Here is a 21,926-nt window from a genome sequence, read left to right on the forward strand (position 1 = left end):
GTCCAGGGGGGGGCGGAGCCCCCTGGTGGGGTTGAAGGGGCGGAGCCCCTGGGGATGGGACGGGTAGGGGCGGCGGGGGCGTTACGGTGTCGGGTCGTCCGTCGGGGCGGGTGGGGCCGTGGGCCGCAGCTTCAGCCAGGTCAGGAAGAACAGGCCGAGGAGCAGCATGCCCAATCCGGTCCAGAGGTTGATGTTGACGCCCTCCGCCTTGTCGATCGCGGCGTCGTCGTCGGTGAGCCCGGCGATCGTGACGATGACGCCGTAGATCACGAAGAGGCCCCCGATGATGCGCCGGATGTCGAAGAGCCGGGCGGCTGTCGCGGACTTCCCCTCCAGGTCGGTGACTTCGCGCAGGACGTCCTTCTCGGTGTAGCCGGGGTGGTCGGAGTTCTTGGGGTGGTCGGAGTGGTCGGGCATGGCTGTAAACCTCCGGCGTCAGAACGAGAACGGGATGTAGCACGCGGCCGCCAGCACCACCGCGCCCCAGCCCAGCAGCGCCGGCTTGCGGTACCACGCGTCGTCGCCCTCGGCCGGCGGCTCGGCCATGCCGGGGGAACGGGTGCCGTAGACCAGGCCCTGGAGTTCCTCCGCGGGCTTGGGGGCCGTGAAGAGGGAGACGGCCACCATGACGACTGCGCCGGCCACGAAGCCGGCGATCGCGGAGACGAAGTTCGCGCCCTGGTCGGAGGGGATGCTGATGACGTCCTGTTTGTAGAAGACGAAGTAGTTGATCATGGCTGCCGTTGTGCCCGCGAGGAGGCCCCAGAAGCCCGACTTCATCGACGCCCGCTTCCAGAACATGCCGACGATGAAGACCACGAACATCGGCACGTTGAAGAAGGAGAACAGGGTCTGGAGGTAGCTCATGATGTTGGAGAAGGACGAGGCCAGGAATGCCGTGCCGATGGAGGCCATGACGCCGATCGCCGTGATCAGGCGGCCGAAGCGGACGTAGTAGGCGTCTTCGCGGTCCCTCACCACGTACTTCGCCCAGATGTCCGTCGTGAACACCGTGTTGAAGGACGACACGTTGGCCGCCATGCCCGCCATGAAGGCGGCGAGGAGACCGGTCACCGCGATGCCCAGGACGCCGTTGGGCAGCAGGTCCTGCATGAGATACGGGATGGCGTCGTTGTACTGGTAGCCAGACTCCCCGGTGCCGAAGCCGGGGACCAGGGCCGCGGCCGCCAGGCCGGGGATCATCACCAGGAACACGATGAAGATCTTGGGAAACGCCGCGATCAGCGGGGTGCGCTGGGCCGCCGAGAGGTTCTTCGCGGAGAGGGCTCGCTGGACCTCCGCGAAGTTCGTCGTCCAGTAGCCGAAGGAGAGCACGAAGCCCAGGCCCAGGACGATCGTCAGCCAGTTCGCGCCGAGTGGGTTCGCCTCGCCGATGCCCGTGCCGCCCCAGGCGGTGACGAAGTCGCCGCCGTGGGACTTGGTCAGCGTGTCCGTCAGGCCGTCCCAGCCGCCCGCCTTCTTCAGGGCCAGGACGGTGATCGGGATCAGGGCCGCCAGGATCACGAAGAACTGGAGGACCTCGTTGTAGATGGCCGAGGACAGGCCGCCGAGGGTGATGTAGGCCAGGACGAAGAAGCCCGCCACGACGATCGCCACCCACTGGGGCCAGCCGAGCAGGGCTTCGACGACGATCGCCAGGGCGTAGAGGTTCACGCCCGCGATCAGGATCGCCGCGAAGGCGAACAGGATCGAACTGAGCAGGTGGGCCCATTTGTCGAAGCGGAGGAGCAGGAACTCGGGTACCGAGCGGACCTTGCTGCCGTAGTAGAAGGGCATCATCACCAGGCCCAGGAAGACCATGGCCGGGATGGCGCCGATCCAGTACCAGTGGACGGTGTAGGCGCCGTACTGTGCGCTGTTCGCCGCCATGCCGAGGATCTCGGTGGCGGCCAGGTTGGCGGAGATGAACGCGAGGCCCGTGACCCAGGCGGGCAGGGAGCGGCCGGAGAGGAAGAAGTCGAGGGTGGTCTTCACCGAGCGGCGGGCGGCGAAGCCGATGCCCAGGACGACGACGAAGTAGATGCCGAGGATCGTGTAGTCGAGCCAGTTCGTGGGGAGCCGTAGCTCGGCGGCGAGGTAGGTGGGGGATTGTGTGGGGGTTTGCATAAGTACTCGCTTCGTTGCGCGAACCGATACAGAGCGGAACCTACGCCCCTGCCTTCAGTAATTGAACATGGCCGGTGATGCCCTTTGTTTGATTGTGATGTTGACGCCCGTGGTGAGTTGTGTTTCTCTATGTTTGGTTATGTTTGATGGAGGCTCGGAGGAGTCTCGCAAGATCTGAGTGGCTCGAATGGAGTCCGCCGTGAAGAAGACCTCGACCCAGCTGGCCGACGGTCGTGAGCTCGTCTACTACGACCTGCGCGACGACACCGTGCGGGACGCCGTCGACCAGCGGCCGCTGGACCGGACGGTCACGACGTCCGAGGTCCGACGGGACGAGTTGCTCGGTGACTCCGTCGCCATCGCCTCGCATCGGCAGGGGCGGACCTACCACCCGCCGGCCGACGAGTGTCCGCTGTGCCCCTCCGACGGGGAGCGGCTGAGCGAGATCCCGGACTCGTCGTACGACGTCGTCGTCTTCCAGAACCGTTTCCCCTCGCTGGCCGGTGACTCCGGGCGCTGTGAGGTCGTCTGTTTCACCTCCGACCACAACGCAGCCTTCGCCGACCTGACCGAGGAGCAGGCGCGGCTCGTCCTCGACGCGTGGACCGACCGGACCTCCGAGCTGTCATCGCTGCCCTCCGTGCAGCAGGTGTTCTGCTTCGAGAACCGCGGCGCCGAGATCGGGGTGACCCTGGGGCATCCGCACGGACAGATCTACGCCTACCCCTTCACCACCCCGCGCACCGCCCTGATGCTGCGCTCCGTCGCCGCCCACAAGGACGCCACCGGCGGGGAGAACCTCTTCGACGCCGTCCTGGAGCGTGAGCTCGAGGGCGAGCGGGTCGTCCTGGAGAGTGAACACTGGCTGGCGTTCGTGCCGTACGCCGCGCACTGGCCGTACGAGGTCCACCTGTACCCCAAGCACCGGGTCCCCGATCTGCTCGCGCTCGACGAGGAGGCGCGCTCAGAGTTTCCCAAGGTTTATCTGGAACTCTTGAGGCGCTTCGACCGGATCTTCGGGGAAGGCGAGCCTCCGACGCCGTACATCGCCGCCTGGCATCAGGCGCCGTTCGGGCAGCTGGAGGACTTCGAGGGCGTCGTGCGGGACGATTTCGCGCTTCACCTTGAGCTTTTCACCATTCGCCGCACTTCCGGCAAGCTGAAGTTTCTCGCGGGTTCCGAGTCCGGCATGAACGTGTTCATCAACGACGTGCCGCCGGAGCGCGCGGCCGAGCGACTGCGAGAGGTAGCGAGTTCATGAGTGGGAAGTACCTGGTCACCGGGGGCGCCGGCTACGTGGGCAGCGTGGTCGCCCGGCATCTGCTGGAGGCGGGTGCCGAGGTCGTCGTCCTCGACAACCTCTCGACCGGCTTCCGCGAGGGCGTGCCGACCGGGGCTTCCTTCATCGAGGGCGACATCCGCGACGCCGCCAAGTGGCTCGACTCCTCCTTCGACGCCGTGCTGCACTTCGCCGCGTTCTCGCAGGTCGGCGAGTCGGTCGTGAAGCCCGAGAAGTACTGGGACAACAACGTCGGCGGCACCATGGCGCTGCTCGGCGCGATGCGCGAGGCGGGCGTGCGCAAGCTCGTGTTCTCCTCCACGGCGGCCACCTACGGCGAGCCGAAGGAGGTGCCGATCGTCGAGTCGGCGCCCACGCAGCCCACCAATCCGTACGGCGCCTCCAAGCTCGCCGTCGACCACATGATCACCGGCGAGGCGGTGGCCCACGGACTCGGCGCCGTGTCGCTCAGGTACTTCAACGTCGCCGGCGCCTACGGCGACTGCGGTGAGCGCCACGACCCCGAGTCGCACCTCATCCCGCTCGTCCTCCAGGTCGCCCAGGGCAAGCGCGACGCGATCTCCGTCTACGGCGACGACTACCCGACGCCCGACGGCACCTGCGTGCGCGACTACATCCACGTCGCCGACCTGGCCGAGGCCCACCTGCTGGCCCTCGAGGCCGCCCAGCCCGGCGAGCACCTCATCTGCAACCTCGGCAACGGCAACGGCTTCTCCGTCCGCCAGGTCGTCGAGACCGTCCGGCAGGTCACCGGCCACCCGATCCCCGAGGTCATCGCCCCGCGCCGGGGCGGCGACCCGGCGGTCCTGGTCGCCTCCGCCGACACCGCCCGCGAGCGGCTCGGCTGGAAACCGTCCCGCGCGGACCTCGCGGGCATCGTCGCCGACGCATGGGAGTTCGCGCAGCGGCGCGCAGGTTAAGGTCTACGGCCGGTACGGACGGCCGTAAGTTCCACGGCTGTTCGGCCGGTCAACTCACCGGCCCCTACGGCCGGTTCAGCAGGGAAGGTCAGGGTCAGGGGATGAGCGTCGACACGGCAGCCGCGGTCGCCGAGCGGTTCAGGGAGCTGTACGGGGCCGGGCCGGAAGGGGTGTGGGCCGCGCCGGGCCGGGTCAACCTGATCGGCGAGCACACCGACTACAACGACGGCTTCGTCATGCCGTTCGCGCTGCCGCACACCGCGGTCGCGGCGGTCTCACGGCGTACCGACGGTGTCCTGCGCCTGCACTCGGCCGATGTCGGGGGCGATGTGGTGGAGTTGCGCGTCGACGACCTGGTCCCCGAGTCGGACCGGAACTGGACGGCGTACCCGTCGGGCGTGGTCTGGGCGCTGCGCCAGGCCGGGCACGCGGTGACCGGCGCCGACATCCACCTGGCCTCGACGGTCCCGGCGGGCGCGGGCCTGTCGTCCTCGGCGGCCCTGGAGGTCGTGGTCGCGCTCGCCCTGAACGACCTCTACGACCTGGGCCAGAAGGGCTGGCAGCTGGCCCGGCTGTGCCAGCGCGCGGAGAACGTGTACGTGGGCGCCCCGGTCGGGATCATGGACCAGACGGCGTCCGCCTGCTGCGCGGCCGGCCACGCCCTGTTCCTCGACACCCGGGACCTCTCCCAGAAGCAGATCCCCTTCGACCTGGCCGCCGAGGGCATGCGCCTGCTGGTCGTCGACACCCAGGTCAAGCACTCGCACAGCGAGGGCGAGTACGGCAAGCGGCGCGCGGGCTGCGAGAAGGGCGCCGCGCTGCTCGGCGTGGACGCGCTCAGGGATGTCGCCTACGACGACCTGGACGCGGTGCTCGACCGGCTCGGCGACGACGAGGAGGTGCGCCGCCTGGTGCGCCATGTCGTCACCGAGGACCAGCGCGTCGAGCAGGTCGTCGCCCTGCTGGAGTCGGGCGATACCCGGGCGATCGGCCCGGTCCTGACGGCGGGCCACGCCTCGCTGCGGGACGACTTCCGCATCTCCTGCCCCGAGCTGGACCTGGTCGTCGACACCGCCCTGGCGAGCGGTGCCCTGGGCGCCCGCATGACGGGCGGCGGCTTCGGCGGCTCCGCGATCGTGCTGGCGGAGGCGGCCGACGTCGAGACCATCACCAAGGCCGTCGAAGCGGCCTTCGCCTCCGCCGGGTTCACGGCACCGCGCGTGTTCGAGGCGGTGCCGGCCGCGGGGGCGCGGCGGGTGAGCTGACCTGGAGGGTCGCTCAGCCCGCTGCCAGCTGCTTGGTCAGCGTGTACTCCGTGATCCCCGGCGGATAGTCGGGGATCACGCACACCACGTCATAGCCCTGCTTCTGGTAGAACCCCGGCGCCTGGAAGTCCCATGTCTCCAGGCGTACGGCCGTACAGCCCCGTTCGTCGCGGGCCATGCGCTCCGCCCGGGCGAGCAGTCGCGAACCGAGACGGGCACCCCGGTGGCGTTCGTCGACCCAGAGGTATGCGACATGGAGCCAGGTGGTCCACGTGTGACCGACGAGTCCGCCCGCCACGGCGCCGGAGTCGTCCAACGCCCAGACCTGGAGCGGACGTTCACGTTCACCTGGGGTTCCGCGCAGGGCGCGCAGGACGGGGGAGGCGGCGGTGTTGGTGGCCAGCAGCCGCCGGCGGAGCAGATCGTGCCGTGATTTGTCGACTTCTGTCTCCAGACGAAACATGCGGCTCACCATAAACGCGTCGGCCAACCAGTTCTGCAAATTACCTTCCGCTCCTGCCCCCCGGCCGTACTCTGATGAACGGCACCGGTGGGGGCCGGTGCTGATCAGGGGGCGAGACAGGTCGGGTTCGACGCCCGAAGTGGGGGTAGCAGTTCTTGCACGGCGGCGGCCGTGCGGCCATCCGCGCTTCGGGCGTCGTGCCCGCGACGGTGTTCGTCTCCCGGTGTCGTCCTCACGACGATGGGGTATCCCCCGCTCTTCGAGAGCGTGGGGAAGGGGGTTTCGTGGTTCGCATCCGAGTCCTGGTCGTCGACGACCATCGCATCTTCGCCGAGTCGCTCGCCGCCGCCCTGGCGGCCGAGCCCGACGTCGACGTCTCCGCCGCCGGCAGCGGCCCGGCCGCGCTGCGCAGCCTGGAGCGCGCGGCCGCCGAGGGGCGCCGGTTCGACGTCCTGCTCGTCGACGCCGACCTGGGCGGCAACGTCCAGGGCATCCGCCCGGCCGTGCCCGTCCAGGAGGCGGGCGAGGACGGGCTCGTCGACGGCATCTCGCTCGTCGTCGGCGTCCGCACCGCGCAGCCGGCGGTACGGATCGTCGTCCTCGCCGAGAAGGACGATCCGCGCCGGGCCGCGCTCGCCCTGCAGGCCGGGGCCTCCGGGTGGGTGGCCAAGGACTGCTCACTGTCCAGGTTGCTCACCGTCATCCGCGGGGTGCTGCGCGAGGAGACCCATCTGCCGCCCGCCCTGCTCACGGGCGTCCTGCGGGAGCTGACGGCCGCGCGCAAGCACCGCACCGAGAGCGAGCGGCTGGTCGAGTCGCTGACGCCGCGCGAGCGCGAGGTCCTGCGCTGCATGGTGGCCGGCCTGGGCCGCAAGGCGGTCGCCGAGCGCCTGTACCTCTCCCCGCACACCGTCCGCACCCACATGCAGAACGTCCTCGGCAAACTGGGCGTCCACTCGACCCTGGCCGCGGTGGCGCTCGCGCGCAGGGCGGGGGTCGGGCCGGTGGATCTGAGCGGGGATGTTGTCGAGCGGGGCGGTCAGCTGGCGTAGTGGGTGGGGCTGGGCCTGGTTTCCGGAGGGCCGGGCCGCGCCGAGGCGGAGCACCGCGCGCCGTGCAGGGGCCGGGCCGGGGAGTCTGCCGGAGGCGTTGGCGAGCGGTCTCCGAGTCGGCCGGCGTCGCGTCCGCGAGCCGCGCCGGACCCCTCCCGCTACCCGGGGATGTTGTCGAACGGCGCCGTCAGCTGGCGCAGCAGGCCCGCCAGCTCACCCCGCTGGGCACGCGACAGCTCCGCGAGGATCGCGCGCTCCTGGTCCAGCAGGCCGGCCAGCGCCTGGTCGGCGCGGTCGCGGCCCTCGTCCGTGAGGCGGACCAGTACCCCGCGGCGGTCGGTGGGGTCGGGGAGGCGTTCCACCAGGCCCTTCTTGGCCAGGCGGTCGATGCGGTTCGTCATCGTGCCGGAGGTGACCAGGGTCTGGGTCAGGAGTTGCCCGGGGGAGAGCTGGTACGGCGTTCCCGCGCGCCGGAGCGCGGTCAGCACGTCGAACTCCCAGGGCTCCAGGCTGTGCTCGGAGAAGGCCAGCCGACGTGCGCGGTCCAGGTGCCGGGCCAGTCTGCTCACCCGGCTGAGCACCTCGAGTGGTTCCACGTCGAGGTCCGGGCGCTCCCGGCGCCACGCTGCGACCAGCCGATCGACCTCGTCCTCCATGACGATCAGTGTAGTGGTTGTGTCGACGTGAAGTCTCTTGACGTCAAGATATCTGGGAGGGCAGGCTGGAGAGCGACAGTCAGGAGGCTTCCCCCATGACCGCTGCCGCCCCCACCTGGGACCCCGCCCAGTACCTGCGTCACGCCGGCCACCGCGCCCGCCCCTTCACCGACCTCCTCGCCCGCGTCCCCGACCTCCCCGGCGACCGGCCCCGCATCGCCGACCTCGGCTGCGGCCCCGGCAACGTCACCGCCCTGCTCGCCGAACGCTGGCCCGGCGCCCGCATCACCGGCTACGACAACTCCGCCGAGATGCTCGACAAGGCCCACGTCGAGCACGAAGGACCGACCCCGGGCGGCGGCAGCCTCGACTTCTCCCACGCCGACGTACGGACCTGGACGCCCGGCGAGCCGTACGACCTGATCGTCAGCAACGCCACCCTCCAGTGGGTACCGGACCATGTGGAGCGTTTCGGCGCCTGGGTGGAGGGCCTGCGCCCAGGCGGCACCTTCGCCTTCCAGGTCCCCGGCAACTTCGACGCCCCGAGCCACCGCCTGATGCGCGACCTCGCCCCCCGCTACGGCCTCACCGACACCCTGCGCCACGACGACGCCGTCCTCGCCCCGCGGGACTACCTGGCCCGCCTGGCCGACCTGGGCTGCACGACGGACGTGTGGGAGACGACGTACGTCCATCTCCTGACCGGCGAGGATCCGGTGCTGGACTGGGTCAAGGGGACGGGGCTGCGGCCCGTCCTCACCGCCCTCGCCGACGACCCCGAGGCGCGGGATGCCCTTCTCGCCGAGTACCGGGAGGCCCTGCGCGCGGCCTATCCGCCCGGAGCGCACGGCACCCCCTTCCCGTTCCGCCGGATCTTCGCCGTGGCCCGCAAGGAGGCCTGATGATCACCGCCGTCGACCACGTCCAGCTCGCGGCCCCGCCCGGATCGGAGGAGGCTGCGCCTGCGCCTGTCGTCGGCGGGTTCAGCTCTTGTCCCTGTTTGAGCGCCGCGGCGCCGGGTCACCCGATCGGTGACCTCGACATCGAGCCTCGTGAGGAGTGAGGAACGTGGCGAAGGAAGAGAAGGCCCGCGCCAAGAAGGAACAGGTCAAGGGCAAGGCCAAGGAAGCCATGGGCCGCATGGCCGGCAACGAGCGGATGACGGCCGAAGGCAAGACCGACCAGATGAAGGGCGACGCGCGCCAGGCCAAGGAGAAGGGCAAGGACACCTTCAAGCACTGAGCGCCGTCAGGCACCCGCGTGCCCCGGGCGCCGCGCGGGTCAGTTCTTCCGGCGCCCGATCAAGTGCGGCTTCGCCTCCAGCCCGTCCAGCCCGTGCCACGCCAGATTCACCAGGTGCGCCGCCACCTCCGCCTTCTTCGGGCGGCGGACGTCGAGCCACCACTGGCCGGTCAGGGCGACCATCCCGACCAGGGCCTGCGCGTACAGCGGGGCCAGCTTGGGGTCGAAGCCGCGGCTCTTGAACTCGCGGCCCAGGATGTCCTCCACCTGGGTCGCGATGTCCGAGATCAGCGAGGCGAAGGAACCCGTCGACTGGGGGATGGGCGAGTCGCGGACCAGGATGCGGAAGCCGTCCGTGTACTCCTCGATGTAGTCCAGGAGCGCGAAGGCCGCCTGCTCGCAGAGCTCCCGGGGATGGCCGGCCGTCAGACTGCTCGTGACCATGTCCAGCAGACAGCGCATCTCACGGTCCACTACCACCGCGTACAGCCCCTCCTTGCCGCCGAAGTGCTCGTACACCACCGGCTTGGAGACCCCGGCCTTCGCCGCGATCTCCTCCACCGACGTGCCCTCGAAGCCCTTCGCGGCGAACAGAGTGCGACCGATCTCCAGCAGCTGCTGGCGGCGCTCCGCACCGGTCATCCGGGTACGGCGCGTCCGCCGGGGCTTGTCGTTGCTGGAGGTACTGCTGGAGTCGGTCGCCACGGCGTCAATCATGCCGCCTCGGCGGGCTCCTTCCCGCGCCGGGAACCGCCTTCCCCGGCGTTCCGGCGCGAATCGATACGCGAGCGTGACGGCCAGCGCACGTCGTACGCCCAGCCGAACATCTCGCACCAGCGGATGATCCGCGCGGAGGAGTCGATCTGCCCGCGCTCCACACCGTGCCGCGCGGACGTCGGGTCGGCGTGGTGCAGGTTGTGCCAGGACTCGCCGCACGACAGGACGGCCAGCCACCACACGTTGCCCGAGCGGTCACGCGACTTGAAGGGGCGCTTGCCGACCGCGTGGCAGATCGAGTTGATCGACCACGTCACGTGATGCAGCAGGGCCACTCGCACGAGCGAGCCCCAGAAGAAGCCGGTGAACGCGCCCCACCAGGACATCGTCACCAGACCGCCGATCAGCGCCGGCAGGGCCAGCGACAACACCGTCCACCAGATGAACTGGCGGGAGATCGCGCGGATCGTCCGGTCCTTGATCAGATCCGGCGCGTACTTTTCCTGGGGCGTCCGCTCCTCGTCGAACATCCATCCGATGTGCGCCCACCACAGGCCCTTCATCAGCGCCGGGACGGTCTCCCCGTAACGCCACGGAGAGTGCGGGTCACCCTCCGCGTCGGAGAACTTGTGGTGCTTGCGGTGGTCTGCGACCCAGCGGACCAGCGGACCCTCCACCGCCATCGAGCCCGCCACAGCGAGCGCGATGCGCAGCGGACGCTTCGCCTTGAAGGAACCGTGGGTGAAGTAGCGGTGGTAGCCGATCGTGACGCCATGGCAGGCGAAGAAGTAGAAGAAGACCAGCAGACCGAGGTCCAGCCAGCTCACACCCCAGCCCCACACCATCGGCACCGCGGCGCCGAGCGCCAGGAACGGGACGACGATGAAGAGAAGGAGCGCGAACTGCTCGAGCGACCCCTTCTTCTCACCGCCGAGCGTGGCTGGGGGAAGTTGGGTGTCGTCGTTCGCCTTCGGGGCGTCTTCGATCACATCGGAGCTCGTGGTCATGGGCGTCCCCTGTGGGGTTTCGAGGGTTGTGGCAGGTGCCGGGTCGCGGGAACCGTTCCCAGGTTCCGTTACATCGGACCCTACGGTTCCGTAACCTACGGCGTCGTAAGTATGGCAGTGCGTCGCCCGGCGGCAAGAGCCCGAGAGTCTGCGCGTCCGCATGGACACCTATCCTGGGAGTCGGTCGGACAGCGCGGTCCGCTCTGATTTCTTCCCGGAGGTCAGGAGCCGTATGCGGCACCCGCCGCGCGACACCTGGGCCCCGGGTTCCCTCCAGACGAGCTTCAACACTGCAAGGAGCCGCACCTGTGAGCAGTGCCGACGACCAGACCACGACGACCAGCAGTGAGCTGCGCGCCGACATCCGCCGACTGGGTGACCTGCTCGGCGAGACCCTGGTCCGCCAGGAAGGCCCCGAGCTGCTGGAGCTCGTCGAGAAGGTCCGCCGCCTCACCCGCGAGGACGGCGAGGCCGCCGCCGAACTGCTACGCGGCACGGAGCTGGACACCGCGGCCAAGCTGGTCCGCGCCTTCTCCACCTACTTCCACCTGGCCAACGTCACCGAGCAGGTCCACCGAGGCCGCGAGCTGCGGGCCCGGCGCGCCGCCGAGGGCGGCCTCCTCGCCCGTACGGCCGACCGGCTCAAGGACGCCGACCCCGACCACCTGCGCCAGACGGTCCAGCACCTCAACGTCCGCCCCGTCTTCACCGCACACCCCACCGAGGCCGCCCGCCGCTCCGTCCTCAACAAGCTCCGGCGCATCGCCGCGCTCCTGGAGACCCCCGTCCTCGAAGGCGACCGACGCCGGCACGACACCCGACTGGCCGAGAACATCGACCTCGTATGGCAGACGGACGAGCTGCGCGTCGTACGCCCCGAGCCCGCCGACGAGGCCCGCAACGCCATCTACTACCTCGACGAACTCCACGCCGGCGCCGTCGGCGACGTCCTGGAAGACCTCACCGCGGAACTGGAGCGCGTCGGCCACAAGCTCCCCGACACCACCCGCCCCCTCACCTTCGGCACCTGGATCGGCGGCGACCGCGACGGCAACCCCAACGTCACCCCCCAGGTGACCTGGGACGTCCTCATCCTCCAGCACGAGCACGGCATCAACGACGCCCTGGACATGATCGACGAGCTGCGCGGCTTCCTGTCCAACTCCATCCGCTACACCGGCGCCACCGAGGAACTCCTCGACTCCCTCAAGGCCGACCTCGAAGCCCTCCCCGAGATCAGCCCCCGCTACAAGCGCCTCAACGCGGAAGAGCCCTACCGGCTCAAGGCCACCTGCATCCGGCAGAAGCTGGAGAACACCAAGACGCGCCTCGCCAAGGGCATCCCCCACGAGGCCGGCCGCGACTACCTCGGCACCAGCGAACTGCTGCAGGACCTCACCCTGATCCAGACCTCACTGCGCGAGCACAAGGGCGGCCTCTTCGCCGACGGCCGCATGAACCGCACCATCCGCACGCTGTCCGCGTTCGGCCTCCAGCTCGCCACCATGGACGTCCGCGAACACGCCGACGCCCACCACCACGCCCTCGGCCAGCTCTTCGACCGCCTCGGCGAGGAATCCTGGCGCTACGCCGACATGCCCCGCGACTACCGCTCCAAGCTCCTCGCCAAGGAGCTCAGGTCCCGTCGCCCCCTCGCACCCACCCCGGCACCCGTGGACGCGGCCGGTGAGAAGACCCTCGGCGTCTTCCAGACCGTCAAGAAGGCCCTCGCCGTCTTCGGACCCGAGGTCATCGAGTCGTACATCATCTCCATGTGCCAGGGCGCCGACGACGTCTTCGCGGCCGCCGTCCTCGCCCGCGAAGCCGGCCTCATCGACCTGCACGCCGGCTGGGCCAAGATCGGCATCGTCCCGCTCCTGGAGACCACCGACGAGCTCAAGGCCGCCGACACCATCCTGGAGGACATGCTCTCCGACCCGTCGTACCGCAGGCTCGTGGCCCTGCGCGGCGACGTCCAGGAGGTCATGCTCGGCTACTCCGACTCCTCCAAGTTCGGCGGCATCACCACCAGCCAGTGGGAGATCCACCGCGCCCAGCGCCGCCTGCGCGACGTCGCCCACCGCTACGGGGTGCGTCTGAGGTTGTTCCACGGCCGCGGCGGCACCGTCGGCCGCGGCGGCGGCCCCTCCCACGACGCGATCCTCGCCCAGCCCTGGGGCACCCTGGAAGGCGAGATCAAGGTCACCGAACAGGGCGAGGTCATCTCCGACAAGTACCTCGTGCCCTCCCTGGCCCGCGAGAACCTGGAACTGACGGTCGCCGCCACCCTCCAGGCATCCGCCCTGCACACCGCCCCGCGCCAGTCCACCGAGGCGCTGGCCCGCTGGGACGCCGCGATGGACGTCGTCTCGGACGCCGCGCACGCCGCGTACCGCAAGCTCGTCGAGGACCCGGACCTGCCGACGTACTTCCTCGCGTCGACGCCCGTGGACCAGCTCGCCGACCTCCACCTCGGCTCGCGGCCCTCCCGCCGCCCCGGATCAGGCGTCTCCCTCGACGGACTGCGCGCCATCCCGTGGGTCTTCGGCTGGACCCAGTCACGGCAGATCGTGCCCGGCTGGTTCGGCGTGGGATCGGGACTGAAGGCACTGCGCGAGGCGGGCCTGGACACCGTGCTCGACGAGATGCACGAACAGTGGCACTTCTTCCGCAACTTCATCTCCAACGTCGAGATGACGCTCGCCAAGACCGACCTGCGGATCGCCGCGCACTACGTCGACACCCTCGTGCCGGACGAGCTCAAGCACGTCTTCGACACCATCCGCGCCGAACACGAACTCACCGTCGCCGAGGTCCTCAAGGTCACCGGCGAGAAGGAACTCCTCGACGCGGCCCCCGTGCTGAAGCAGACCTTCACCATCCGCGACGCCTACCTGGACCCCATCTCCTACCTCCAGGTCACCCTCCTCAAGCGCCAGCGCGACGCCGCCGCCGCGGGCGCCGAACCCGACCCGCTGCTGGCCCGAGCCCTGCTGCTCACGGTGAACGGCGTGGCGGCCGGCCTGCGCAACACCGGCTGAACAACCCCGCACATGACGGTGCCCCCGTGCTTCGTACGAGCACGGGGGCACCGTTCATTTCACGACCCCGGCGATCAGGCCTTACGACGCCGCAACACCAGGTACCCGCCCGCACCCAGCAGCGCCGCGGCGGCCGCGGACAGCAGGCCCACCGGAGCACCGTTACCGGTCTCGGCGAGGTCCCCCTCGGTGCCGCCCTGCGGCGACGGGGACGCCGCCGGGGCGCCCTCGGAGGACGTGGACGGGCTTGCGCTCGGGTCGGTCGTGGACTCGTCCGGCGTGCCGGACGGGGACGCCGAGGCGGACGGCGAGGCCGTGCTGCCGCCACCCGGCTCCTCGTCCTCGCAGTCCGTCCAGAACACCTTGTGCTTCGCGGAGCCGTTCTCGCCCTCGAAGTTCCAGAACAGCTTGTAGTGCCCGTCGGCCAGCGTCATGTCCGCCGTGCGGCCATGACCCTCGCCGTCCAGGGTGATCGCACCGGACTTCACCGTCTCGCCCTTGACGGCGGCGGTCGGCGCCCACGCTTCGATGTGCCAGTCGACCTTCTGGACGCTGTCGAAACCGAACGCGTCCAGGTAGAACTCGCACACGTGCGGCTCGTTCTTGCGCAGCTCCTCGCCAGTGGTGGCGTCGTGGATCTTGACGGTGCCGTTGTCGCCGGGAGCGGTCGCGTGGGCGGCGGCCGGTGCGGAGAAAACAGCGGCCGCGGCGACGGCGGACAGGGCGCCGACGCGGGTGAGGGTTCGCATGAGGCAGTAGTCCATCTTCGTGAAAGGAACGGGAAGATGTGGAGGGGGCGGCTCAGCATCCAGCCCGGACTGACCCCAGGTCAATCACGAACAGAGAACACTCACATCCTCCACAGACATGGAGAACGGCGAAATCCTCAGATCGTCACGAAAGCTGCCGTGAGCAGCGCGATCCCCGACCCGGCCATCACCCACGCCGCCCGCGTCCGCCGCAACCCACCTGCGACGACGACCGAAGCCAGCAACAGCGCACCGCCCAGCGGAACCCAGGCGTAGAGAACACCCGCGGGCCCGGACCGTACGACATCGTCACTACCCGGCTTCACCACAACCGTGTACGTCTGCCCCTCACGCACAGCCGCGTTCTTCTCGATGACAACCGACCCACGCGGCCGCGACCCCGCCGAAATCGGCGCGTACGGACCACTGCACGCATCCGCCCCACACCGCGTCACCTTGACCGTGCCGCTCTCCCGGCCCTTCGTGAGGATCACATGCTGAGCACTGCCCCACGACGCCCACACACCCGCGATCAGAATCAGCACCGCGACCAAACCCATCACCGCGAACCGCCCGAACCGCAGCGCGGAGAAAGCGCCCTGACTGGAGACAACGGCAGAAGGCATGGCCGCGATCCTTGGCCATGCCCCTACGCCCGGTCAACCTCGGCCCGGTCAACCGACCGGACAAGTCACGAGTTGTACGTGCTTTGCGCCCGCTCCAACCCCTCGATCACCAGACACTCCACCGCATCTGCCGCCCGATCCACGAAGTAGTCCAACTCCTTGCGCTCCGCCGACGAGAAATCCCTCAACACGAAATCCGCCACCGGCATACGCCCCGGAGGCCGCCCGATCCCGAACCGCACCCGGTGATACTCCGCACCCATCGCCTTCGTCATCGACTTCAGCCCGTTGTGCCCGTTGTCCCCGCCACCCAACTTCAACCGCAGCACGCCGTAATCAATGTCCAACTCGTCATGCACAGCCACGATGTTCCCGAGAGGCACCTTGTAGAAGTCCCGCAGAGCGGTCACCGGACCACCCGAGAGATTCATGTACGACATCGGCTTCGCGAGGATCACCCGCCGGTTCAACGGCCCCGGCGGACCGATACGCCCCTCGACCACCTGCGCCTGAGCCTTGCCGGCCCGCTTGAACCTCCCCCCGATCCGCTCGGCCAGCAGATCCGCCACCATGAACCCGACGTTGTGCCGGTTCCTGGCGTACTCGGGCCCCGGATTACCGAGGCCGGCGATCAGCCAAGGGGCGCTCGGGTCGGTCGTCACGTCCAGTCTCCTTGATACGCGCCAGCCGCTGCCCCCCAACGGGAACAGCGGCTGACAAACCGATGGCAGAGCCGAGGATCACGCCCCTGCCAGAGCCGAAGATCAGGCCTCGGCGACTTCCTCACCCTCGGCGGCCCCGCCCTCCGGAGCCTCCTCGGCCTGCGCGGCCAGGACCTGGAGGACGACAGCGTCCTCCTCGACAGCCAGCGTGGTGCCCTTCGGCAGCGTGATGTCCTTGGCGAGGATCGAGGCACCCGCCTCCAGACCCTCCACGGACACCGTGACCGACTCCGGAATGTGCGTGGCCTCGGTCTCGACCGGCAGCGTGTTCAGCACGTGCTCCAGCAGGTTCCCACCGGCGGCCAGCTCGCCCTCGGTGTGCACCGGGATCTCGACCGTGACCTTCTCGCCACGCTTCACCAGCAGCAGGTCCACGTGCTCCAGGAAGCCCTTGATCGCGTCACGCTGCACGGCCTTCGGGATCGCCAGCTCGTTGGTCTTGCCGTCGATGTCCAGCGCGATCAGGACGTTCGGCGTACGCAGCGCGAGCAGCAGGTCGTGGCCCGGAAGGGTCAGGTGCAGCGGGTCCGCGCCGTGGCCGTACAGGACACCGGGAACCTTGCTGTCACGACGGATACGACGGGCGGCACCCTTACCGAACTCGGTACGGGTCTCGGCGGAGATCTTGACCTCGGACATACGGATCACTCCTCGTAGAACTAGAGACGGACGTGGTCACCCGGCCACGAACGGCCTGCTACGAAGAGCGCGTCGATAACGGATCACCGTACAAGCCTCAAAAGAAGCGGTACGGCCTCCCTCGCCGAGCAACTGAAGCAGTCTACTCGCAGAGGAAGGCCGTACCCAAAAGGATCTCTACTGCTCGTCGAACAGGCTCGTCACCGAACCGTCCTCGAACACCTCACGCACCGCACTCGCGATCGTCGGCGCGATCGACAACACCGTCAGCTTGTCCAGATCCCGGCTCAGCTCACCCGGCGTCGGCAGCGTGTTCGTGAACACGAACTCACTCACCCGGGAGTTCTTCAACCGGTCCGCGGCCGGACCCGACAGCACACCATGCGTCGCGGTGACGATGACGTCCTCAGCACCATGCGCGAACAGCGCGTCGGCGGCCGCACAGATGGTCCCACCCGTGTCGATCATGTCATCGACCAGGACACACACCCGCCCCTTGACCTCACCCACGACCTCATGGACGGTCACCTGGTTCGCGACGTCCTTGTCCCGCCGCTTGTGCACGATCGCCAGCGGAGCACCGAGACGGTCACACCAGCGGTCCGCCACCCGCACCCGACCGGCATCCGGAGACACCACGGTCAGCTTCTCCCGATCGACCTTCCGGCCCACATAGTCCGCCAGCAGCGGAAGCGCGAAGAGATGATCGACCGGACCGTCGAAGAAACCCTGGATCTGATCCGTGTGCAGATCAACCGTCAGGATCCGGTCCGCACCCGCCGTCTTCATCAGATCCGCGATCAGACGCGCCGAGATCGGCTCACGGCCACGGTGCTTCTTGTCCTGCCGCGCGTAACCGTAGAACGGCACAATCACCGTGATCGAGCGGGCCGACGCACGCTTCAACGCGTCGATCATGATCAACTGCTCCATGATCCACTGATTGATCGGAGCCGTGTGGCTCTGAATCACAAAGCAGTCCGCACCACGCGCCGACTCCTGATAACGGACATAGATCTCACCGTTGGCGAAGTCGAAAGCCTTCGTCGGGACAACCCCGACCTCCAGCTGCTGGGCGACCTCCTCGGCAAGCTCGGGGTGGGCGCGGCCGGAGAAGAACATCAACTTCTTCTCGCCGGTCGTCTTGATCCCGGTCACAGCACTGTCTCCTCAGAGGTGTCTCAGCTTGGGTGTCGAACGACCTCCGCTGGGCATGATGGAGGCCGTCTCAGCTGGTGGGGTGCGGATGTGCACTTATCACGGTACGCCGTGTTTGACGCACCTGTTTCCGGTCAGCCCTCGCCATCCTCCCGGCGAGAGGCCGCCTCGGCCGCCTTCGCGGCCGCACTGCCCGGACGCTTACGGGCCACCCAGCCCTCGATATTCCGCTGCTGACCGCGGGCCACAGCCAGCGAACCGGGCGGCACATCCTTCGTGATCACAGAGCCGGCCGCGGTGTACGCACCGTCCCCGATCGTGACAGGAGCCACAAACATGTTGTCCGACCCGGTACGACAGTGCGAGCCGACCGTCGAGTGATGTTTGTCCTGTCCGTCATAGTTCACGAAAACACTCGCGGCACCGATGTTCGTGTGGTCACCGATCGTCGCGTCACCGACATAGGAGAGATGGGGCACCTTGCTCCCCTCCCCGATCGACGCGTTCTTCGTCTCGACATAGGTACCGATCTTGCCCTTCGCACCCAACCGCGTCCCCGGCCGCAGATAGGCGAACGGCCCCACACTCGCCTGCGCCCCGACCACGGCACCATCAGCCACCGTGTTGTCCACACGAGCCCCCGCACCGACCCTCGTGTCCTTGAGCCGGCTGTTGGGCCCGACCTCGGCCCCCGCACCGAGATGCGTGGAGCCCTGGAGCTGGGTGCCCGGGTTGACGACGACGTCCTGCTCGAAGGTGACCGTCACGTCGACCCAGGTCGTCGCCGGATCGACAACGGTCACGCCGGCCAGCATGGCGCCGGTCAGCAGCCGGTCGTTCAGAATCCGCCGGGCCTCAGCGAGCTGCACACGGTTGTTGATCCCCGCGATCTCACGATGATCGCCCGCAACCGAGGCGCCGACCCGGTGACCGGCCTCGCGCAGGATCCCGAGGACGTCGGTGAGGTACTCCTCGCCCTGGCTGTTGTCCGTACGAACCTTGCCGAGCGCGTCCGCGAGCAACTGCCCGTCGAACGCGAACACCCCCGAGTTGATCTCCCGAATGGCCCGCTGCGACTCACTGGCGTCCTTGTGCTCCACGATCGCCGTCACGGCACCGGAAACACCGTCCCGCACGATCCGCCCGTACCCCGTCGCATCCGGCACCTCGGCCGTCAGCACCGTGACCGCGTTGCCGTCGGTGGAGTGGGTGGCGGCAAGGGCGGTCAGCGTCTCACCGGTGAGAAGGGGAGTGTCACCGCAGACGACGACCACGGTCCCGTCGACGGAGCCGCCGAGCTCTTCAAGGGCCATCCGCACGGCATGCCCCGTACCGTTCTGCTCCGCCTGCACGGCGGTCCGCACACCGGGGTCGATCTCACCGAGATGCGCCGAGACCGCCTCCCGCGCGTGCCCCACGACGACGACCAGGTTCTCGGGCCGCAACTCGCGTGCCGCGGCGAGCACATGACCCACGAGGCTGCGACCGCAGAGCTCGTGCAGGACCTTGGGTGTGGCCGACTTCATACGGGTGCCCTCACCCGCTGCGAGAACGACGACGGCTGCCGGGCGAATGGCGCTCACGGGATGCCCTTCGGCTGTGGAGGGGGTGGGGTGACATCCGCAGGATACCGGGGCGTTTCGTGGGGGACATGAGAGCGGGCCCTGACTTGGCTGTCAGGGCCCGAACCGAAGTGTTGTGCATTGGAGCTCCCCCGCAAGGATTCGAACCTTGACCTGCCAAGACCAAAACTTGGTGTGCTGCCGGGTTACACCACGGGGGACAGTGCGTCAGACCTTACCGGAGTCGCGCGGTGGCGCCAGCAGCTATTGCGCTCCACCAGCCTTCGATGCGGCAGTACAGCTCGGCTCCCTGCCGTACGCGGACGACAAGACAGCCGTGATAGCCCTCGCCGATGTTCTTGCGAACGGTCTTGGGGTTGTGCTTCTTGAGGGTCGTGCGTTGCAGCGCCGCTACGTCGATACCGACGAGGTCAGCCCAGTACTGCTCGGCACCGGCCACGTCTGCGCTCTCGTGGATCATGACTCGGAACCCGAGGCGCTCGCGGGCCACACCCAGGAGGTCCAGCCAGGCAAGGAAGACATGGATCACTGCAGGATCGCTGTTGACGAAAGTGACCGATTCACGGCGCTGGTACGGCTTGCTCTTCTGTCCCTCGGCCCAATAGAGCGCGATGCCGGCCATGAATAGGTCCCGGTCGGTGAGCTCTCCGATCTCCCGGGCAGCGCTTTGCTTGACCCGCCGGCGCTCCTCGTCCTGCGCGTTGCGCAGGCGTGCCAGCCCCGCCTGCATGAGCTCCCGATGCTCCTTCGGCGTGTAGCGCGGCTCCGGCTTCGGCAGGTCCCGTACCCACAGCGAGATCGAACTCTTCGAGCATCCCAGCTCCGCCTCGATCTGGTCGTACGTCCAGCCCTGGAGCCGTAGCTCCGCGCCTTGGCGCGCAGGTCGTCCTTTGCATTCGGCCGCTTCGTCCACTCCGGCGGTGGCTCTCCCTTTACCAGCTGGTTGAGGATGTCGTTGTTGAAGATCTTCAGCTCGTCGCGGATCTGTCGAAGGCTGTAGCCCCGCCGCCGTAGCGCCACCGCCTGCTCCCGTAGACCCTCGAAGTTGGCGTACTTGCCATAGGAATGTGCCATGGGGATACCGTCCGGGCGGAATGATCGGTTCCGGTGTCGAACGGTGCGCGATTCAGCAGTTCGAGGGATATCGGGTGGTTTCGCTTACGTTCGGTTACGCGATGTGGTGTAGGCCAGTCCGCAAAAGTCACCGGAAAACGGGGGCCGGGCGCCCGTAGGCTGGAGGCATGACCACGACGGGGGAAGCCCACGCAGAGGCGCCGCCACCGGGGGCGGGGCCGTGGTGGTGGGACAGGGTGCGCAGTGCCGTGCTGGACGTGAGTCTGGGCGTGGCGTCGGCGGTGGAGTGCGGTTTCGAGGGGGTTCGGTTCGCGCGGGAGGCCGGGATTCCGGTGGCCGCGGGGGTGGTGTTCGGGGTTCTGGCCGGGTCGGTGCTCGTGGCCCGGCGGCGGTGGCCGATCGCTGTCGTGTTGGTGTCGATCGCTGTGATGCCCGCGCAGATGGGGATCCTGTTGGGCATCGTCGGCCTGTACACGCTCGCCGCCACTGAGCTGCCGCGGCGGATCATCGCCTCGCTGGCGGGGATGTCGTTCGTCGGGACGCTGATCGTGACGTTCGTGTGGGTGCGGCAGGACATCGCGCGGGGGAATCTGACCGTCGGGGACTGGGTGATTCCGTTCGCGTCGGTCACCACTGCTCTCGGGGTGACGGCGCCGCCTCTCCTGCTCGGGCTGTATGTGGGGGCTCGCCGGCGGCTGATGGAGAGTCTGCGGGAGCGGGCGGACAGTCTGGAGCGGGAGCTTCAGTTGCTGGCCGAGCGGGCGGAGGAGCGGGCCGAGTGGGCGCGGAACGAGGAGCGGACGCGTATCGCGCGGGAGATGCATGACGTTGTCGCGCATCGGGTGAGTTTGATGGTGGTGCATTCCGCCGCGCTTCAGGCGGTGGCCCGGAAGGATCCTGACAAGGCTGTGCGGAATGCTGCGCTGGTGGGGGACATGGGGCGGCAGGCGTTGACCGAGTTGCGGGAGATGCTCGGGGTGCTGCGCAGTGGGGGCGTGCGCGCGGAGCGGCCTCAGGGGCCTGTGGTGCCGTTGGCTGCGGTGGGGGTGGCTGCGGCGGCTGCGGCTGATCGGGAGCGGTCCGGTGGGGACGAGGGGGCGGTCGAGGGGCCTTGTCTGTCGGAGTTGGACGCGTTGGTGGGGCAGTCGGCCGCGGCGGGCATGGTGGTGGATCTGTCGGTGGAGGGGGAGACGCGGTCGTATGCGCCGGAGATCGAGCAGACGGCGTTCCGGGTGGTGCAGGAGGCTCTGACCAACGTGCACAAGCATGCGGCGGGGGCGAAGACGCACGTACGGCTGGCGCATCGGGTGTCGGAGATCGCGATGCAGGTGGAGAACGAGCCGCCGCCGGAGTTGTCGTCGGCGTTGTTGGCTCGGTTGCCGTCGGGGGGCAATGGTCTGGTGGGGATGAAGGAGCGGGTCTCGGCGCTGGGTGGGGTGTTTGTGTCGGGGCCGACGGATGCCGGGGGTTTTCGGGTGTCGGCGGTGATTCCGGCGGCGTAGGGGGGATTCCGGCGGGGCGGGACGGGGGCGGTCCGTCGCCGTTGGTGGGTGCCAGCCCGCTGTGAGTCGTGCCGGTTCTATGC

General features: G+C 68.8%; 21 protein-coding genes, 1 tRNA gene and 1 pseudogene. 9 read left to right on the plus strand and 14 right to left on the minus strand.

The window, feature by feature from the left end; genetic code table 11:
• Nucleotides 1–81: 81 nt before the first annotated feature.
• Together ADK36_RS03135 and ADK36_RS03140 are read right to left on the minus strand one after the other, a co-directional pair.
• On the minus strand, nt 82–417 hold the full coding sequence (locus tag ADK36_RS03135; protein WP_048583092.1) for a hypothetical protein: 336 nt from the start codon (nt 415–417) through the stop codon (nt 82–84).
• A gap of 18 nt (nt 418–435) precedes the next feature.
• Nucleotides 436–2,127 (minus strand): sodium:solute symporter family protein, encoded by a 1,692-nt coding sequence (locus ADK36_RS03140; protein WP_048583093.1) that lies wholly within the window; start codon nt 2,125–2,127, stop codon nt 436–438.
• Between the two features lie 199 nt (nt 2,128–2,326).
• On the opposite strand from ADK36_RS03140, the gene galT reads away from it, so the two are divergent.
• From galT to galK, 3 genes are all read left to right on the plus strand, one after another.
• On the plus strand, nt 2,327–3,388 hold the full coding sequence (gene galT, locus ADK36_RS03145) for a galactose-1-phosphate uridylyltransferase (protein WP_053196291.1): 1,062 nt from the start codon (nt 2,327–2,329) through the stop codon (nt 3,386–3,388).
• Nucleotides 3,385–4,347, plus strand: coding sequence for a UDP-glucose 4-epimerase GalE (gene galE / locus ADK36_RS03150; protein ID WP_048583094.1), 963 nt, complete (start codon nt 3,385–3,387; stop codon nt 4,345–4,347). Before galT ends, galE begins: the two co-directional genes overlap by 4 nt.
• A 101-nt stretch (nt 4,348–4,448) precedes the next feature.
• Complete coding sequence (gene galK / locus ADK36_RS03155; RefSeq protein ID WP_048583095.1) at nt 4,449–5,612, plus strand: galactokinase; 1,164 nt, start codon at nt 4,449–4,451, stop codon at nt 5,610–5,612.
• A 13-nt stretch (nt 5,613–5,625) separates the two neighbouring features.
• Here galK and ADK36_RS03160 read toward each other — a convergent pair whose 3' ends face one another.
• Nucleotides 5,626–6,087, minus strand: coding sequence for a GNAT family N-acetyltransferase (locus ADK36_RS03160; RefSeq protein WP_048583096.1), 462 nt, complete (start codon nt 6,085–6,087; stop codon nt 5,626–5,628).
• A gap of 272 nt (nt 6,088–6,359) precedes the next feature.
• On the opposite strand from ADK36_RS03160, the gene ADK36_RS03165 reads away from it, so the two are divergent.
• Nucleotides 6,360–7,127: a LuxR C-terminal-related transcriptional regulator gene (locus ADK36_RS03165; protein WP_048583097.1), complete on the plus strand. Its 768-nt coding sequence runs from the start codon at nt 6,360–6,362 to the stop codon at nt 7,125–7,127.
• A 158-nt stretch (nt 7,128–7,285) separates the two neighbouring features.
• Here the strand turns inward: ADK36_RS03165 and tamR are convergent, their stop codons facing one another.
• A complete protein-coding gene (gene tamR, locus ADK36_RS03170; protein ID WP_048583098.1) occupies nt 7,286–7,783 on the minus strand; it encodes a MarR family transcriptional regulator TamR in 498 nt (165 codons plus the stop codon).
• 95 nt (nt 7,784–7,878) lie between these two features.
• Between tamR and ADK36_RS03175 the strand changes: the two genes are divergently transcribed.
• The 3 genes from ADK36_RS03175 to ADK36_RS45750 are packed head-to-tail and all read left to right on the plus strand — an operon-like array spanning nt 7,879 to nt 9,025.
• Nucleotides 7,879–8,685: a trans-aconitate 2-methyltransferase gene (locus ADK36_RS03175; RefSeq protein ID WP_053196287.1), complete on the plus strand. Its 807-nt coding sequence runs from the start codon at nt 7,879–7,881 to the stop codon at nt 8,683–8,685.
• The gene (locus ADK36_RS48660) at nt 8,685–8,846 is read left to right on the plus strand and encodes a hypothetical protein (RefSeq protein ID WP_159029204.1); all 162 of its coding nucleotides are present in this window, start codon (nt 8,685–8,687) and stop codon (nt 8,844–8,846) included. The genes ADK36_RS03175 and ADK36_RS48660 overlap by 1 nt, the downstream gene beginning before the upstream one ends.
• A 5-nt stretch (nt 8,847–8,851) precedes the next feature.
• Nucleotides 8,852–9,025 (plus strand): CsbD family protein, encoded by a 174-nt coding sequence (locus ADK36_RS45750; protein WP_078916360.1) that lies wholly within the window; start codon nt 8,852–8,854, stop codon nt 9,023–9,025.
• 39 nt (nt 9,026–9,064) lie between these two features.
• Here the strand turns inward: ADK36_RS45750 and ADK36_RS03180 are convergent, their stop codons facing one another.
• Nucleotides 9,065–9,742: a TetR/AcrR family transcriptional regulator gene (locus ADK36_RS03180; protein WP_048583100.1), complete on the minus strand. Its 678-nt coding sequence runs from the start codon at nt 9,740–9,742 to the stop codon at nt 9,065–9,067.
• The gene (locus ADK36_RS03185) at nt 9,739–10,749 is read right to left on the minus strand and encodes an acyl-CoA desaturase (RefSeq protein ID WP_048583101.1); all 1,011 of its coding nucleotides are present in this window, start codon (nt 10,747–10,749) and stop codon (nt 9,739–9,741) included. The genes ADK36_RS03180 and ADK36_RS03185 overlap by 4 nt, the downstream gene beginning before the upstream one ends.
• 308 nt (nt 10,750–11,057) lie before the next feature.
• Between ADK36_RS03185 and ppc the strand changes: the two genes are divergently transcribed.
• On the plus strand, nt 11,058–13,790 hold the full coding sequence (ppc, locus tag ADK36_RS03190) for a phosphoenolpyruvate carboxylase (RefSeq protein WP_053196289.1): 2,733 nt from the start codon (nt 11,058–11,060) through the stop codon (nt 13,788–13,790).
• A 74-nt stretch (nt 13,791–13,864) separates the two neighbouring features.
• Here the strand turns inward: ppc and ADK36_RS03195 are convergent, their stop codons facing one another.
• From ADK36_RS03195 to ADK36_RS03230, 8 genes and pseudogenes are all read right to left on the minus strand, one after another.
• A complete protein-coding gene (locus ADK36_RS03195) occupies nt 13,865–14,539 on the minus strand; it encodes an LPXTG cell wall anchor domain-containing protein (protein WP_048583176.1) in 675 nt (224 codons plus the stop codon).
• 137 nt (nt 14,540–14,676) lie between these two features.
• Nucleotides 14,677–15,165, minus strand: a complete 489-nt coding sequence (locus ADK36_RS03200) for a hypothetical protein (RefSeq protein ID WP_048583103.1) — start codon at nt 15,163–15,165, stop codon at nt 14,677–14,679.
• A 65-nt stretch (nt 15,166–15,230) separates the two neighbouring features.
• The gene (gene pth / locus ADK36_RS03205) at nt 15,231–15,833 is read right to left on the minus strand and encodes an aminoacyl-tRNA hydrolase (protein ID WP_048583177.1); all 603 of its coding nucleotides are present in this window, start codon (nt 15,831–15,833) and stop codon (nt 15,231–15,233) included.
• Nucleotides 15,834–15,929: 96 nt separating this feature from the next.
• Entirely contained in the window at nt 15,930–16,526 is a 597-nt protein-coding gene (locus ADK36_RS03210) for a 50S ribosomal protein L25/general stress protein Ctc (protein ID WP_048583104.1), read from the minus strand.
• A gap of 177 nt (nt 16,527–16,703) precedes the next feature.
• Nucleotides 16,704–17,684: a ribose-phosphate diphosphokinase gene (locus ADK36_RS03215; RefSeq protein ID WP_030049929.1), complete on the minus strand. Its 981-nt coding sequence runs from the start codon at nt 17,682–17,684 to the stop codon at nt 16,704–16,706.
• A 134-nt stretch (nt 17,685–17,818) separates the two neighbouring features.
• On the minus strand, nt 17,819–19,267 hold the full coding sequence (gene glmU / locus ADK36_RS03220) for a bifunctional UDP-N-acetylglucosamine diphosphorylase/glucosamine-1-phosphate N-acetyltransferase GlmU (RefSeq protein WP_078916361.1): 1,449 nt from the start codon (nt 19,265–19,267) through the stop codon (nt 17,819–17,821).
• A 126-nt stretch (nt 19,268–19,393) separates the two neighbouring features.
• Nucleotides 19,394–19,467 (minus strand) — tRNA-Gln (locus ADK36_RS03225).
• 14 nt (nt 19,468–19,481) lie between these two features.
• Nucleotides 19,482–20,341 (minus strand): annotated as a pseudogene (locus ADK36_RS03230) (helix-turn-helix domain-containing protein).
• A 167-nt stretch (nt 20,342–20,508) separates the two neighbouring features.
• Here ADK36_RS03230 and ADK36_RS03235 point away from each other — a divergent pair.
• Complete coding sequence (locus ADK36_RS03235) at nt 20,509–21,843, plus strand: sensor histidine kinase (protein ID WP_048583107.1); 1,335 nt, start codon at nt 20,509–20,511, stop codon at nt 21,841–21,843.
• Nucleotides 21,844–21,926 lie beyond the last annotated feature (83 nt).

Origin of the sequence: Streptomyces viridochromogenes, from assembly GCF_001270495.1 — a bacterium.
Classification (GTDB): domain Bacteria; phylum Actinomycetota; class Actinomycetes; order Streptomycetales; family Streptomycetaceae; genus Streptomyces; species Streptomyces viridochromogenes_A.

Coding starts and splice junctions, on each gene's coding strand:
- ADK36_RS03210 (WP_048583104.1), bottom strand. CDS start 16,526: ATGTCCGAGGTCAAGATCTCCGCCGAGACCCGTACCGAGTTCGGTAAG.
- ADK36_RS03235 (WP_048583107.1), top strand. CDS start 20,509: ATGACCACGACGGGGGAAGCCCACGCAGAGGCGCCGCCACCGGGGGCG.
- ADK36_RS48660 (WP_159029204.1), top strand. CDS start 8,685: ATGATCACCGCCGTCGACCACGTCCAGCTCGCGGCCCCGCCCGGATCG.
- ADK36_RS03180 (WP_048583100.1), bottom strand. CDS start 9,742: ATGATTGACGCCGTGGCGACCGACTCCAGCAGTACCTCCAGCAACGAC.
- ADK36_RS03195 (WP_048583176.1), bottom strand. CDS start 14,539: ATGCGAACCCTCACCCGCGTCGGCGCCCTGTCCGCCGTCGCCGCGGCC.
- ADK36_RS03185 (WP_048583101.1), bottom strand. CDS start 10,749: ATGACCACGAGCTCCGATGTGATCGAAGACGCCCCGAAGGCGAACGAC.
- galE (WP_048583094.1), top strand. CDS start 3,385: ATGAGTGGGAAGTACCTGGTCACCGGGGGCGCCGGCTACGTGGGCAGC.
- tamR (WP_048583098.1), bottom strand. CDS start 7,783: ATGGAGGACGAGGTCGATCGGCTGGTCGCAGCGTGGCGCCGGGAGCGC.
- ADK36_RS03135 (WP_048583092.1), bottom strand. CDS start 417: ATGCCCGACCACTCCGACCACCCCAAGAACTCCGACCACCCCGGCTAC.
- ADK36_RS03160 (WP_048583096.1), bottom strand. CDS start 6,087: ATGGTGAGCCGCATGTTTCGTCTGGAGACAGAAGTCGACAAATCACGG.
- galK (WP_048583095.1), top strand. CDS start 4,449: ATGAGCGTCGACACGGCAGCCGCGGTCGCCGAGCGGTTCAGGGAGCTG.
- ADK36_RS03200 (WP_048583103.1), bottom strand. CDS start 15,165: ATGCCTTCTGCCGTTGTCTCCAGTCAGGGCGCTTTCTCCGCGCTGCGG.
- ADK36_RS03175 (WP_053196287.1), top strand. CDS start 7,879: ATGACCGCTGCCGCCCCCACCTGGGACCCCGCCCAGTACCTGCGTCAC.
- ADK36_RS03140 (WP_048583093.1), bottom strand. CDS start 2,127: ATGCAAACCCCCACACAATCCCCCACCTACCTCGCCGCCGAGCTACGG.